The organism is Blautia stercoris (assembly GCF_054657695.1).
The window spans coordinates 892,888-907,507 of record NZ_BAAHYF010000002.1 but is presented as its reverse complement, the minus strand read 5'-3'; the positions used below and the strand labels follow the sequence as shown (position 1 = coordinate 907,507).

Genomic DNA, 14,620 nt, shown 5'->3' with positions numbered 1-14,620 from the left:
TTATTTCTCCTCTTTCTTCTCTTTCTCATCCAGTTCTCTTTTTGTGAAAATACATCTGGATGACTGTGTATCTGAATAGGAGCGCATAAGGGGAACTTCTTTTTTACACTCCTCACAGGCAAATTTACATCGTGTTACAAAAGGACATCCTTCCGGAGGATTTGCCAAAGATGGTGCCATACCCGGAATCGGTTCCAGACGTTCCCGGCAGCCACTTTCACATTTCGGAATCGCATGAAGCAAAGCTCTGGTATAAGGATGGGTTGGATTTTCAAAAATTTCTTCTGTTGTTCCTTCCTCCATAATAAGTCCACCATACATTACTTCAATTCGCTTTGCCAGAGAAGCTACCACTCCCAAATCATGCGTGATCAAAATAATATTCATATGTTCTGTTTCATTTAACTGTTTTAAAAGCTGTAAAATCTGTGCCTGAATCGTCACATCAAGGGCAGTCGTTGGTTCATCTGCAATCAGAAGGCGTGGCTGACAGCACAAAGCCATAGCAATCATTACTCGCTGTCTCATTCCACCGGAAAATTCGTGAGGATACTGCTCCATACGACTTTCAGGAGAAGAAATTCCTACCTTTGCAAGCATATCCACTGCTACTTTTCTTGCCTCTTTTTTACTCAGCTTTTGATGACGACACAAGACCTCAGTCATATGGTTTCCTATTTTTTTCAGTGGATTCAAAGCTGTCATAGGGTCTTGAAAAATCATAGCCATGTCTTTTCCGCGCATCTTTTCTTTTTCTTTCTCTGACATGGATAATAAATCCTTCTTTAACACTTCCAGATGGTCTGCCTGTATCTCTGCACTTTCTCCAAGCAGTCCCATAACAGATTTCATCGTTACACTTTTTCCACTTCCGGATTCCCCTACAATTGCAAGGATATCCCCTTCATCCACATAAAGAGAAACCCCTCGTACTGCCTGAATTTTCTGTTTATGACTTTTAAATACAGTTGTCAGATTGTCGATGGTTAATACTCTATTTTCATTCATCTTCTTATCTCCTATTTACTTTCATCCATCACACGCGGATCTACATAAATCCGGAGCAGATTACCCAGCTTGTTAAATGCAAATATAGTCAGCATAATTAAAAGTCCCGGAATAATTGCCATATAAACTGCATTTTGCAGATTACTCTGCGCACTTTGCAATAATTTTCCCCAGGATGACAAAGGTTCCTGAATTCCAATTCCCAGAAAGCTTAAAGAAGATTCTGTCATAATTGCATTTGAAATACTTGTCGTTGCTGCAATAATAATAGTAGGAAGTACAGATGGAATCAGATGTCTGATAACCATTTTAAGTAAGGACACACCTGTAAAATCTGCATATAATACATATTCCCGCTCCTTTACAGACATTACCTCTGCCCGAACAAGTCGTGCAATCTCCATCCAGGAAAAGAATCCAATTACAATAACAATTGATACCAGTCCCTGTTTAAAAAAGATACTGACAACCGTAACCAAAATCAGCCATGGAATAGATTGTAAAACATCTACAATACGCATCAAAATACTATCCACGATTCCTCCAAGATATCCTGCCAGAATCCCAACTGTCACACCAATCGTAATACTCATCAACATAGCAAGAACACCAACTAATAAAGAAATACGACCTCCATAGATTACACGAGCCAGATAATCACGTCCCACTTCATCTGTTCCAAAAATATGAACACTGCTTGGTGCCTCAAGCATATGAGAGACATCTGTTTTATTTGGCTCTAACGGCAGCACGGGAGCCAGCAAAGATAAAATCAAAATAATTGCAAGAAAAGCAATCGAAAATATTGCTATTTTATCATGCTTTAATGCCTCCCAGACATTTTCCAGACGTTTTTTTTGAGAATCATTCATTGCCATATACTTACCTCATCTTTCTAATTCTTGGATCTGTTACGCAATATAAGATATCAGACAACAGATTTCCCAGAACAACCAATGTGGAAGACAAAATCAGGATAATCATAACGATAGGATAATCCATTCCCTGTACCGCTTTAATAAAGTAAGGTCCAATTCCTGGCCAGCTAAATACGGTCTCTGTAATTACTGCACCTGTTACCAGAGTAGGCAGAGCCATACCAAGTTTTGTGATAACCGGAAGCAATACATTTTTACAGACATGTTTAAACATAATTTCCGTACGAGATGCTCCAAAAGCCTTTTGTACCATAACATAATCTTCCGAATACTGAGTAATTGTAGAAGAGCGAACATATCGGACATTATCCGGAATAAATGCCAGCGTCAGTACCACATAAGGCATAATAAAATGTAAAAAGAAATCTCCCAGTGTTTTTACACCTACCGTATGCATACCAAGAATCGGAAGAATTCTCAACCTGTAGCCAAACAGGTAGATAAACAGCATCGCTACCCAGAATGTAGGCATGGCAATCCATAAAGAACAAATTCCATCTATCAGTTTATCCTGCCATTTATTTTTATGAGAACCTGCCAGCAATCCAAGTACAATTGCAATCACATAGGCGGTCAGATAAGAAGGAAGAACCAGTTTGATTGTGTTTGGAATCCTTATTGCCAGTTCATCAAAGATATTGGTTTTCGTTACAATAGAATAGCCGAAATTTCCATTTAAAATTCCCTCCAGCCAGCGAATATACTGCACGTAAACCGGCTGATCATATCCATACTTTTCACGAATCATCTGAACCATCTCCGGAGACATCTTCGGAGTTGTCATCGCATCAATTGCATCATAGGGTGCCAGATGCATTAAAGAAAAACAAAGAATTGTGATTACAATAATCAGAGGAATCGCAGTAAGAATACGTTTTACAATATACTTTGCCATGTTTTCTCCTTTTTGCTTTTTACTCAAAAAAAGACGAAATCCTTCACTTTATTTCAGAAGAATTCCGCCCTTTGTAAAAATAATAAATCAATACTTACTTATTTTGCAATTTTCAGATTGGAAGTATCCTCAAACGTGTACACCGGAACAAGTCCTGCTTCTTTTACACCTTGAATTCTGTTGTTTACAACCAGAATCTTGTTATTGGAAATAATTGGATAAAATGCACCTGTGTCTTGAATAGCAGCCTGCAATTTTGCATAAGTTTCTTTTCTTGCAGATTCATCCGTCTCAGAAAATCCTTCTTCAAACAGCTGATCGATTGTATCATATCCACTGTAATGCATAGAATTATAAGCAGCTCCATTCTTAAACAGACTCGAGAATGTATCAGGGTCAATTCCCATAATATAACCGCCCAGATACATATCATACTCATTATTCGGATCTTTCATTGCATTAGAAACAGCTGTTGCGTCTCCTCCCGCAAGTTCTACCTCTACACCAACTTCTTTCAGCTGCTCCTGAATCAGAAGTGCCTGTGCAGACTGTACCGGGTCACTGGAACTATATCCAAGTTTCAATTTCAGATTACTTACTCCTGCATCTTTCAGCATGCTCTTTGCCTTATCTACATCCTGCTCATACTTCTCTACACCTTCTTCCGTATAGAACTGACTGTTTGTCGGCAGGAAAGTATACGGAATGCTATAATATTCATCCGACTCATAAGCTGCATCATCCATTGCTTTTTTATCCATAGCAAACAACAGGGCTTTACGGACATTTTCATCTGTCACTCTGTTACAGTTAAACTGTAAATATCCTATACGACCCTCACTGTAAGAATATGCTGTCAGATTGTTTGCATCCAAATCCAGTTTTTTCACCTGCTGTGGTGTCAGCTGATAAGCATCTACTTCTCCATTCTGTAAAGCCAAAATAGCAGTATCTGCATTCTCAATAATCTGGAATACTACATTTTTAATAGCAGGTTCACCTTTATAATAGTTTTCATTTGCCTCAAATTTCAGATAAGAACCAGATTGATAATCTACCAGTTTATATGGACCGGTTCCTACTGAATTCATGTTATAATCATTATGTTCAAAGTCCGTTACATCTTTATAGATGTGTTCCGGCATAATAAAAATCTGGCTCAGCATTTCCATAGCAGTAGGTGTTTCAAATGGAAATGTGAAAGATACGGTATAGTCATCCTTTTTTTCTACTTTTACCGCTCCCTGATCATATACCAGCTGGGAATATGCCCAACCCAGATTTTCTTCTTTTTCCATAGCCTCATAGGTAAAGACAACATCGTCTGCTGTAAATGGTTCTCCATCTGACCATTTCACATCATCTCTGAGACTGAATGTATAGGTTTTATTATCATCCGATACTTCACAGTCTTTTGCCAGAAACCAGTTGATTCCATCTGCATTATTCATATACAGCGGGGAATAAATCATCTTAACAGTCGATAATCCCCAACGGTCAGATGTTGTAATCACATTAACCGTTTCTGTTGGGTCTCCGGAAATCGCATAAGTAAATGTGTCTTTACCGGAAGTTTCTGCAGCCGCTGTACTCTTATCTGAAGCTGTTTTACTGTCATCTTCCGCAACCGGATCTTTTCCTCCGCAGGCCATCAGACTTGCAGCAAGTACAACAGTCAGAGCAACCACAGATGCAAGCTTTGTAATTCTCTTCATCTTACTCTCTTCCTCCTTATTTTCTCTCTTTTTCAGAGTCACTACTCTTCATTATGCTATCAGCTAAAAACAATTTTGTCAAACATTTCTTGTCCCAAAAAGAAATCACCACATCCCGGAAATCTTACGTGGAATGCAGTGATTTTGTCATTTTTGATTTTTGATTTTTTCTCTTTTTTTCCGTGTCATAATGCCACCGATTCTACCGGTTTCTTTTGCAGAGAGACTCTTCCATCCATCTTTCAAAACTCTGTCTAAAAGCCCGAGTTCTTCTGCTATCTCATATTTCACTTTTTCTTCGGGAGTCAGACTTTCCAAATCAATCTCTTTTTGCTTTTTTTGACTCATTTTATACTCCTTTTTCCTTATATGTACTCTCAGAATTTTGAGCGTACAGGAATTCTTATTCTTTTATACAGGAGTATTGCCTGAAATTTTTATTTTATACCGTTTCTTTTTATTTTGGGATAATAATTGACGCAATAATATAAGCAATAATTCCTGTTCCTGCACCAATACAGCTTAAGATTACCCATGCCAGACGAACCAACGTCGGATCAATATCAAAATATTCTGCAATTCCTCCGCAGACGCCTGCTAACATGTAATTGGTTGATGAACGATATAATCTTTTATTCGACATAATAAATTCCTCCTAAATTCAAAATCTTCCTAATTTAATATAGTTCATACAGAAATGTAAAAATGAACGTTACGATTCAAACGTTATCTGAACATCCCCCATTCCACAGTCAATGCTTAATTCCTTTCCGGTATTATTTTTATCTAAAAATTCATTTCCAAATCCGGAGGAAAGAACGTTATCTCCAACTTGAACAGAACCCATTCCAACCTCTGCCTCTGCATTGTAGTCCTCTCTTTTTCCTGCCATTTTCATGTCCACCGTACCTGTTCCACAGGAAATATCACTTACTTTTGCATCTAATTTCGCTACAGATACTTCACCGGCACCAACCTCTATCTCACATTCCTGTGCTCTTAATTCATCGGATACCTGCAAAACTCCTGCACCAACTTCCAGGTCAAGATAATCTGCATTTAATTTGTCGATAACCAGTTGTCCTCCACCGCTCATTTCAACTGTCACTGATTCAAACTGCATATCCTGCGGGAGAATAATCTCAATCGGGTCTTTTTCTCCCTGATGATTCTTTCCTTCCCGCTCAATTGAAAGTTCCCGGTCTTCTCTGTCATATTCTACAACATCTGCGCTATTATAACTCTTTACCTTAATTGAACTTGCATTTGCATCCGTCTTAAATTCCAGATAAATGGCATTTTTTTCTTCTGTTTCAATACTTAATGAACTCACTTCCTCTTTGCTAAATTCATATTCCTGTTTTGCTTCAGTATCTAATTTCGCATAGATTGTTTCAAGCCCATCAGAATCAAATCCTTTTCCGTCTGCAAGTACATTCACTTTTTCTGCCCAGCCAAAATATTGCATCCCTTTATCCTTTAGAACAGACCAGTCCGGACCAATTATCATTCCGGCTAAAAACAATCCTGCTCCAATCACCCCAATCACAGCTGACAAAATCAGACATGTCTTTGTAAACATTTTCATACACGCTGCCCTCCTTTTCTTCCCTTGTAAAAGATTCTCTGAAGAAAATCAACGCATCCTCGAAAGACTATCGGAAATCCTTTTCCAACTATCCAGAGAAAGACTAACAGGATTAAAATTGCAATCGCAACTGCTACCATACCGCCCCCGGCTACAATTAAAAAGATTCCCGGGGATGAAATCAAACGAATGATAGCTAAAACAATTGCAGTAATTCCTGCAATCAAAAGTGCGACACCTCCAATGCCAATTGCTGCAATGATTCCCAGCACTCCTACAATCAAACCAAATAAAACACCTAAAATCCCAAGTCCTCCGCCAGCCCAGATTGGAGAAGTTAAAATAACAAGCACTATCACAAGTCCCCAGGTAAGACCGCTTCGTTTTTTCTGTGTATGCTGTCCATATCTGCTTTCTTCCTGATGATAATGATTTGTTTCTTTGAGCATATCTTTCTTATCAAAACGCACATCCTGATAACCCTGTTCCGTATACTCTTCATAGTCTGCTTCATTTCCGGAAAGGTCTGCTTTGATAATCGCAGCCACCTTCCCGGGGCTTCCCAGCTCCTGAATCACCTCTGCTTCTTTCTCTTTTCCGGCATCATCAAAATATCCATTATAATATTCCAATGCCTCTTCCCGCTCCTGCGCAGGAATGTCATACAAAAGCCGTTCCAGCTGACTTAAAAATTCCTCTCGGTTCATACTCACAACACCTCTCCCTCAAATAATCCGCTAATCTTTCCTGAATACGTTTTCCATTCTTCTTTATACAAATTCAATTGTGCCATTCCCTTTTCTGTTACCTTATAATACCTGCGGTTTCTGCCTCCAAATTCCTGGTCATATGTTTCCAGACAATCATCCTTTAAAAGCCTTCGCAAAACCGGATACAACGTAGATTCTGAAATCTCAAGCACCTGCCGTACATCCTGCGTAATCTTATACCCATACGTTCCCTCGGCTTCCTTTGAGACAACAGCAAGTACAATTGCATCAAGTAATGCTGCACCTGTATTAAAAACCATGTATGCTTTCACCTCTTTTTTTGTAGAGTTATTTCTTATACAATACTATACGTCATATAATATAGTTTTGTCAATAATATTATATTAAATAAATCTTAAGGTTTTATAAAACAAAAAAATGGAAGGTTTTTTATTTTTCTAAAAAACCTTCCATTTTCTTTACGCTACTTTCTTTACTCTACCGCAAATGCCCGCTCCAAATTTACAGAATAAATATATTTTTCTTCCACCGGCTTTTCCAACATCCGCTCCAGTGCTTTCTGATAGTATTTCAGTTGAATTCCATACTTTCCAACCAAGTCACTGCCATCCCGCTGTTCTACATAATCTGTCTTGTAATCCAACAAAACAATTTTTCCATTTTCTTCAAAAAATGCATCGATGATTCCCTGTACCAGCATCGTCTCTTCTCCCGTCTCTGTTTTTAAGATATCTGAAGCCAAAACTTCAATGACAAAGGGCTGTTCACGGAATAAACATCCCTCGCTTTGCGCCTGTTTCATTCGTTTTCCAATTCTCGAATTAGCCAGTGCAAAAATCTTTTCGGGTTTTACTGTTACATAAACCGATTCATCTATTTTTTGTTCTTCTCTAAGTTTTGCAAGCTGATTTTTTACTGCCGTTTTGGTATCCGTATCTGTAAAATCCAGCCACTGCAGTACCTTATGATACGCATTTCCGCGGTCTACCCCGACTAAAACCTCGCCTTCTTCCTGCATAAATGCCGGAATATATGGTTCAATTTCCGGCAATTCTTTTATTTCTTCCTTCTCGTCTGCAAGAAGTTCTTCTCCAAGAATCTGATCCATAAGGGAAACTCTTTCCTCAAAGGAAATGCTCTCTTCAAAGGAAACACTTTCTTCATCTTCAAACTGCATCCGTTTGACTTCTGAAACTGTTACCTTAGCCGGAACTTCGGCTTCTTTCTGCCACGGATATTCCCACAAAAAATGTTCCTGTATTTCTTTTCTTATTCGTTCATCTGAAGATGCACGCTCCATTTCTGCAATCAATTCCTGCTCTTTGATTAACTGCTCACTTCGCTCTTTTGCCTCACTTAAAACAAACTCAACCGGTGATTTTACAGCAATCAAAAATGGAGCTGTTTCTTCATGCAATGAATGACTCACAGGGCAGGAATATTCATACTGCTGATACAATCCATCCATACAGCGGTGTCTTGCAAGTGCCGGAAAAATCCAGTCCAGATACATTCTCGCTTTCACAAGTTTTCCATAAGACAGACGCATTTTTTCTTCGTTTTTTATCAGTTCAAGTCCTTCCACACGTTTCTCCAGTCTGCTGACTGCCCCAGTCAGATATAACTTTTCTTTTGCTCTGGTCAAAGCTACATAAAGCACTCGCAGTTCTTCTCCCAGATTTTCAAGCTGAATCTGGCGCTGAACAGCTTTCTTTAATAAAGTCGGTGCTTTTGTTCTGCGTTTTGTATCAATCCAGTCTGCACCGATTCCCAAATCCGGATGAATCACAAGTGACGCTCTGGCATCCTGCTGATTAAACAATTTTCCAAGCCCGGATACAAAAACAATCGGAAATTCCAGACCTTTGCTTTTATGAATACTCATAATCTTTACGGTATTTTCCTGACTTGCCGTGATGTCTGCTTCACCAAAATCAATCTGGTATTTCTGCAGGTTTTCAATATAACGCACAAAGTTAAACAGTCCTCGATAGCTTGTTTTTTCATAATCTCTTGCCTTCTCAAAAAGCATCTCAAGATTTGCTTTTTTCTGTTCGCCAAGCGCATTTGCCATATAATATTCTATCAGTCCAAGGCTCTCATAAATATCCCATAACAGCTCATGGATTGGTGTATAGGCAACCTTCACACGCAGGGTGTAAAACTGTTCTAGAAATCGGCTGATTTTTCTTTGAATTTCTGCCGCTCCGTCTGTTTTCTCATATAACAACATACATTCAAAGAATTTAAGCGTCTCATCTGAACTTTCTTTTCCCGCACATTTTATCTTTGCCAGTTCTTCCATTGTAAAGGCATCCGGCAGATTTAAAAGCACTCCGGCAAATGGAATATCCTGAAGCGGATTATCCAGAATCCGAAGGTAATTTAAAACAGTTACGACTTCCTGTGCCGAGAAATATCCGGTCTTTGTCGTTACGCTTGCAGGAATTCCACGACTCTCGAGAATCTTTTTAAAATTTTCTGCCCAACCATTCATGGTGCGCAGCAAAATCACAATATCTCCATACTCTGCTTTTCTATAACCGCCATTTTCTTTATCTACAACCGGAAACTTTCCAACGATTTCCTGAATTTTATCCGCCACAAGTCTTGCTTCAAGTTCCTGCACATTTTCTTCGGTTTCCATCTGCTTCCATTCGGCTTCATCGCTTTCCACCAGCAAAAGTTCTGTTTCTCTTAACACCGGCTCACTATTTTCCTCAAACACCGCTCCGGCATAGAGTGCCGCATCTTCATCATATTCCACTCCGCCCAGACTCTCTCCCATTATCTGGTAAAAGATAAAGTTGATTCCTGCTAAAACTTCCTCTCTGCTTCGGAAATTTTTATGCAGGTCAATCCGCACCTTATCTCCGGCTTTCTGCAAATATGAATGATATTTTTCCATAAATAAATCCGGTCTTGCAAGGCGGAAACGATAAATACTCTGCTTGACATCTCCTACCATAAAGATGTTATTCTGTCCCTCTTCCATCCTTGATACCGCAGTTAGTAATTTTTCCTGTACCAGATTGCTGTCCTGATATTCATCAATTAAAATCTCATAAAAATGGGCAGAAAGTTCCTTCGCTGCCTCACTTCGCTCATCCCCATTTTCCGTATGATGAATCAAAATTTCCAGTGCAAAATGCTCCAAATCCGAATAATCCAGCAGATTCTTTTCCCGTTTTTTCTCTGCAAATGCTTCCGAAAAACGAAGCGTCAAATCAATCAAAACCCCAACCGGTCCTCCGGCTTCCTGCAGATATTTAGCTGCTGTTTCAAACGGCACACCAAAGTACTGTTCTTTGATTTCATTTAAACCGTCTTTGATTTGATTTCGATAATTTTTTACCAGTTCTTTTTTATTTTCCGATGCTTCCGGCATTTTTTTTCCCGATAATCTTGCATAAGAAAGATGGGAAAAAACCTCCTGCTGTGCTTCGAAACTGTCTGCTTTTAACAGCAGTTCCACTGTTTTTAAATCCTGACTTAAGGCTTCTTCGTAAAGATATGGTCCATCTTCCTGCCGACAAAGTGCAATTCCTGCTTCTGCAAGCATACGGATTTCTTCCAGATTTTTTTCGATATCGGACTTTAACAACTGCATCCACGGTGCCTGCTCCACTTCTTTTACTGACGAAATCTGATATGCATCTTTGCAGGATACCAGCCATTCTTTTGGATACGGATAACTCGTCGAAAAAGTATACAATTTACGTATCAATTCCACCAACCCATCATCAGAACGCCCTGTAGAAAACGCCTCCACAAACTCATGAAATTCTTCACTGCCCTCTTCATAAGCCTCGCTCAAAATCCGCTCTGCTACATCTCCCTGAAGCATACGCAGTTCCCCTTCTTCTCCCACACGAAAAGACGGATCTAAGTCAATTAAATGAAAATAATTTCGCACAATATACGCACAAAAACTGTCAATCGTTGTAATCAGCGCATGATGAAGCAGGGTATTCTGCTTTCTTAGATGCTCTAACATCTGATCTTTTTTCGGACTGTTCTCCTGCTTCTCTTCTTCCTCGATTCGAGCTTCTATCGCAAGTCGGATTCGCTCTCTCATCTCTCCTGCTGCTGCTCTTGTAAAGGTCACAATTAAAAGCTCATCAATCGAAACCGGATGCTCCAAATCTGTAATCATCGAAAGGATTCTTGCCACAAGCACCGCTGTCTTTCCACTTCCCGCTGCCGCACTGACTAATACATTTGCATTTCTCGTCTCTATGACTTTCTGCTGTTCCGGGGTCCATCTCATTTCCATTTATTTCTTTTCCCCCTTCTGATTTTCTGCTTTTTCGCTCTCCTGCATCTGTTCTTCCATGCCTTTCCAGATTTCTTCACTTTTTACCTGCGCAAGTCTGCGGTATCCACACCCTTCTTTCTTCTCATCAAACCCACACGCACCTTGATATGGGCAATACTGACAGGCATTTCTTTGCCCCATCTCATAAGGTGAAACCGACGCTTCTCCCTTTAAAATACGCTGTCCGATTTCCTGTATCTTATATTTGACATAGCCTGAAACCAGTTCAAAATGTTCCTCATCTACCGCACTGGAAGTCTTAGAAAGTCCTCCGCTTTTATTGATAGAAACCGGAATACTGTTTGAAGATACCCCTTTTTCTTCGAGTCCCTTGTCCAGACGTTTTAAAATCTCCGGGTCGGCAGATGCCAGTCCATTCATTCTAAGCTGCTTTAAAAGTCTCTGATTTAAAGACTCTTCCGATTCCTTTTCTACACAGTCTACAATCGGGTCTTTGATATTATAATAAAAAATCCCTGCCGGAAGTACGTTTTTATCCGGATGAGCTCTTTGTTCCAGTTCCATTGCCGCATTTAAATACAGCACCAGCTGAAGCTGAAGTCCGTGATACAGTGCCACTAAATCAAACGCAGTACTTCCTGATTTATAGTCAATGACTTTTACATAGACATTTTCAGAATCTTCACACACATCCACACGGTCGATTCTTCCCTTTAATTTCATTGTCTCCTCTTCTGAAAGCGCAATATTAACGCTTTCTAACGAATCTGCCATTGCAAAGGAAACCTCAAACCGGCTCGGTTTAAATTCGCCCTGTTCCATCTGTTTTGCAAGTGCCCAAACCGTTCTTCGCATCATTCGTTTGACACGATTGACCATATAAGCATTTCTCGCATCACTTTGAAGCACGGTATTCCCATAGGAATCAACAGCTTCTTCCACACAGGAATCTGCGAGTTTTTCCATCTCTTCGAGACTGATTTCATCCCATTCCACACCCTGTTCTTTGATGTGTCTTGCAAAGCGTTCCAATCCAGAATGAAGCACATTTCCCATATCCATTGCATTAAATTCATAGGCCGTACGTTCCTTTAATTCCAGCCCGTAGGAGAGAAAATGTGCACAGGCACACTTTGCAAAAAGTTCCAGTCTGGTCGCACTGTTTTCCAGTATCTGTCCATATAGTGCCTTTGCCACACTTCTTCCGATATTATCAGCGATTTTCTTTGGAAATGCACTCTCCATCAGACCTTTTACTCTCTCCTGCCATTCTTCCTGTGAAACAAACCATAAAAATAATTCCTGCCAGTATTTAGACGGTGTCTCTTTTCGGATATTCTGAAAACCTTTGGCAAGATATGCAAATGCCTGCTCCGTCTTTTCAAATGCAAAACTGTCATTTTGTCTGACTTTTTCCACCGGCAAATCCGCAAACATCTTTCTTAAATTTCCAATCAAAAAGGAAGGAAGTATTGCCTCTCCATCTGCCCCCTGCTTGCTGTAAGAGAGGAATAACTGATTTGATGGCTTCGTCAGATTCAAATACAGATAAAATTTCTGTGTATACAGATTTTCTTTCGCAGTTGGCGCAAGCGCTACTTCAGACAATTTCAAATCTTCACGGTTTAATTCTGATAAAATTTTTCCACCACCATCTTCTCTTGGAATTTTTCCATCATTGACTCCGACAAAAAATAGAACCTGAATGTCTTTTAAACGGGTTCGCTCCATATCTCCGACCAGCACCTGGTCTGTACTTGGAGGAATAATTCCCACCTTTGCCTCAGAAAGCCCTGCCTCTAAGAGTTCTTTAAACTCCCTTAAACTGACACTTTCTTCTCCCAAAACCTGCACCATTTTATCAAATAAATCCATCACAATGGCATAAATCTGACTGTATTCTTTTGCCTTTCCAACCTCTCCGTGTGCCTCAAAATACTGCTCACTTTTCTTTAATTTCTGCTGAATTCTGCATGAAACAATAAACTCATAAAAGGCTCGCACACGCTCCGATACCGTAGCTTTTCGCACTTTCATACGCAAAGTAAATCCTTCCAAAAGCTCCATCAGACGAACTCTTAAAGCTTCAATTTTTACAACTTCCTCTGGATTTTCTCCCCGATAAGCTAATGTCCACTCCTTCTGCCACTTCTTCCAGCTCTTAATACCCATTCCAAGCATATAGTTTTCTAAGACGTCCATTTCTTCTTCCGTCAAATCCAAAAGCCCGCATCGAAGAAAACGAAACACACTCTCATAGCTATAATTTTCTATCAGCATATCAATGCAGGCACGCAGAAATTCAATAAACGGATTCATAAGCACAGTCTGTTTTTCATCAATAAAACACGGAATTTCGTAACGTTCCAGCATCTTCTTTGCATAATCTGCGTAAGTATCCATGTCTGCCGTAATCACTGCAAAATCACGCCAACGCATCTTCTTTTGACGTACCATCCGGTGTATCATTCCGGAAACATATTCCATTTCTTCTTTGGGATTGGCACATTCCAAAACCCTTATCGAATCCTGTCTTTCGGTATAACAGTTTCTTTTAGAACGAAATAAATTCTGCTCTAAAAATGCCAGTGCCGGCTGATGGAAAAACCTTGCGTTTCCCTTAATTTTCACATCGTCCACCGGACAGCCGACTCTTGACGCTGTCTGGCACAATCTACTCACCGTCTGCTTACTTAAATAAAACAGATTCGTCGCATCACTCTGCACATAAGGACGTTCCCCTTCCCCGATTGTAACCGTCACATACATTTCTTCGCAGAGGGGCAGAATCTTCTCCAGTACATTTTGCTGAATCGGTGTAAATCCGGTATAGCCATCCAGAACCAGTATGCTCTCTTTTAATTTTTTCGACTTTCCGGCTACACTTCCAAGCACTTCAAGCACTTCTTCTCTTGTGATTGCTTTTCCTTCCAGATACTCAAAAAAGCCGTCATAAAGCACTGCAATATCCTTTAATTTATAGTAAAGTTCCGGCTTATCCTTTGCACACTCCAGCATTTTTTCCATGTCTTCTTTTGAGACTTCATACTGCCGAAGCTCAGATACCATGGATTTCATTTCAGAGATATAACCCTGTCGTTTCATTTTTTCGCCAAGCACACTTAATTCCTTCTTATGATTCTGTGCCACTTTTCGGATAACCAGACTCTTTCCGGTCTCTTCTAACACATCCTCACACAGATAACCTGTTTCTTCTAATACTCGAAAGGCAAGACGTTCAAAACTTAAGACATCAATATTTAAAATTCCTTTTCTTGGATGCATCCGGACCAGTTCCTTCTGTGTCTGCATCGTAAACTGCTCCGGTACTAATACCAGATATTGCTTCTTCGGATTCTGAATGGATTCCCGTATAATTTTCTGATAAATATAATAAGATTTTCCGGCACCCGATGCGCCAAACACAAAATGTAACGACATGCGTTTCCCCTTTCTTACAACTAAC

At 39.8% G+C, this 14,620-nt stretch carries 11 protein-coding genes; all 11 read right to left on the bottom strand.

Features of this window, described 5'->3' with window-relative positions:
- The 11 genes from ACYQ2D_RS13895 to addB all read right to left on the bottom strand — a co-directional run bounded on the left by ACYQ2D_RS13895 (position 1) and on the right by addB (position 14,595).
- On the bottom strand, positions 1-1,008 hold the full coding sequence (locus tag ACYQ2D_RS13895) for an ABC transporter ATP-binding protein (RefSeq protein ID WP_459785856.1): 1,008 nt from the start codon (positions 1,006-1,008) through the stop codon (positions 1-3).
- A gap of 11 nt (positions 1,009-1,019) precedes the next feature.
- Entirely contained in the window at positions 1,020-1,886 is an 867-nt protein-coding gene (locus ACYQ2D_RS13890) for an ABC transporter permease (protein ID WP_117457760.1), read from the bottom strand.
- 4 nt (positions 1,887-1,890) lie between these two features.
- Positions 1,891-2,841, bottom strand: coding sequence for an ABC transporter permease (locus tag ACYQ2D_RS13885; protein WP_117457761.1), 951 nt, complete (start codon positions 2,839-2,841; stop codon positions 1,891-1,893).
- A 98-nt stretch (positions 2,842-2,939) separates the two neighbouring features.
- Positions 2,940-4,556: an ABC transporter substrate-binding protein gene (locus ACYQ2D_RS13880; protein WP_459785854.1), complete on the bottom strand. Its 1,617-nt coding sequence runs from the start codon at positions 4,554-4,556 to the stop codon at positions 2,940-2,942.
- Positions 4,557-4,703: 147 nt separating this feature from the next.
- Positions 4,704-4,904 carry an alpha/beta-type small acid-soluble spore protein gene (locus ACYQ2D_RS13875; protein WP_022303939.1) on the bottom strand — a complete coding sequence of 67 codons (201 nt, stop codon included), beginning with the start codon at positions 4,902-4,904 and terminating at the stop codon, positions 4,704-4,706.
- A 109-nt stretch (positions 4,905-5,013) separates the two neighbouring features.
- Positions 5,014-5,199, bottom strand: a complete 186-nt coding sequence (locus tag ACYQ2D_RS13870) for a PspC domain-containing protein (protein ID WP_117457763.1) — start codon at positions 5,197-5,199, stop codon at positions 5,014-5,016.
- A gap of 69 nt (positions 5,200-5,268) precedes the next feature.
- The gene (locus ACYQ2D_RS13865; RefSeq protein ID WP_459785853.1) at positions 5,269-6,144 is read right to left on the bottom strand and encodes a DUF4097 family beta strand repeat-containing protein; all 876 of its coding nucleotides are present in this window, start codon (positions 6,142-6,144) and stop codon (positions 5,269-5,271) included.
- Positions 6,141-6,851, bottom strand: coding sequence for a DUF1700 domain-containing protein (locus ACYQ2D_RS13860; protein WP_117457765.1), 711 nt, complete (start codon positions 6,849-6,851; stop codon positions 6,141-6,143). Before ACYQ2D_RS13860 ends, ACYQ2D_RS13865 begins: the two co-directional genes overlap by 4 nt.
- A 2-nt stretch (positions 6,852-6,853) precedes the next feature.
- Positions 6,854-7,174 carry a PadR family transcriptional regulator gene (locus tag ACYQ2D_RS13855; protein WP_022303943.1) on the bottom strand — a complete coding sequence of 107 codons (321 nt, stop codon included), beginning with the start codon at positions 7,172-7,174 and terminating at the stop codon, positions 6,854-6,856.
- A 173-nt stretch (positions 7,175-7,347) separates the two neighbouring features.
- Entirely contained in the window at positions 7,348-11,151 is a 3,804-nt protein-coding gene (gene addA / locus ACYQ2D_RS13850) for a helicase-exonuclease AddAB subunit AddA (protein WP_459785852.1), read from the bottom strand.
- Positions 11,152-14,595 (bottom strand): helicase-exonuclease AddAB subunit AddB, encoded by a 3,444-nt coding sequence (addB, locus tag ACYQ2D_RS13845; RefSeq protein ID WP_459785850.1) that lies wholly within the window; start codon positions 14,593-14,595, stop codon positions 11,152-11,154.
- Positions 14,596-14,620: the final 25 nt, after the last annotated feature.

Excerpts from the sequence above, each read along its gene's own strand:
- ACYQ2D_RS13885 (WP_117457761.1), bottom strand. The coding sequence starts at position 2,841 with ATGGCAAAGTATATTGTAAAACGTATTCTTACTGCGATTCCTCTGATT.
- ACYQ2D_RS13865 (WP_459785853.1), bottom strand. The coding sequence starts at position 6,144 with ATGAAAATGTTTACAAAGACATGTCTGATTTTGTCAGCTGTGATTGGG.
- ACYQ2D_RS13890 (WP_117457760.1), bottom strand. The coding sequence starts at position 1,886 with ATGGCAATGAATGATTCTCAAAAAAAACGTCTGGAAAATGTCTGGGAG.
- addB (WP_459785850.1), bottom strand. The coding sequence starts at position 14,595 with ATGTCGTTACATTTTGTGTTTGGCGCATCGGGTGCCGGAAAATCTTAT.
- ACYQ2D_RS13860 (WP_117457765.1), bottom strand. The coding sequence starts at position 6,851 with ATGAACCGAGAGGAATTTTTAAGTCAGCTGGAACGGCTTTTGTATGAC.
- ACYQ2D_RS13855 (WP_022303943.1), bottom strand. The coding sequence starts at position 7,174 with ATGGTTTTTAATACAGGTGCAGCATTACTTGATGCAATTGTACTTGCT.
- ACYQ2D_RS13895 (WP_459785856.1), bottom strand. The coding sequence starts at position 1,008 with ATGAATGAAAATAGAGTATTAACCATCGACAATCTGACAACTGTATTT.
- ACYQ2D_RS13880 (WP_459785854.1), bottom strand. The coding sequence starts at position 4,556 with ATGAAGAGAATTACAAAGCTTGCATCTGTGGTTGCTCTGACTGTTGTA.
- addA (WP_459785852.1), bottom strand. The coding sequence starts at position 11,151 with ATGGAAATGAGATGGACCCCGGAACAGCAGAAAGTCATAGAGACGAGA.
- ACYQ2D_RS13875 (WP_022303939.1), bottom strand. The coding sequence starts at position 4,904 with ATGAGTCAAAAAAAGCAAAAAGAGATTGATTTGGAAAGTCTGACTCCC.
- ACYQ2D_RS13870 (WP_117457763.1), bottom strand. The coding sequence starts at position 5,199 with ATGTCGAATAAAAGATTATATCGTTCATCAACCAATTACATGTTAGCA.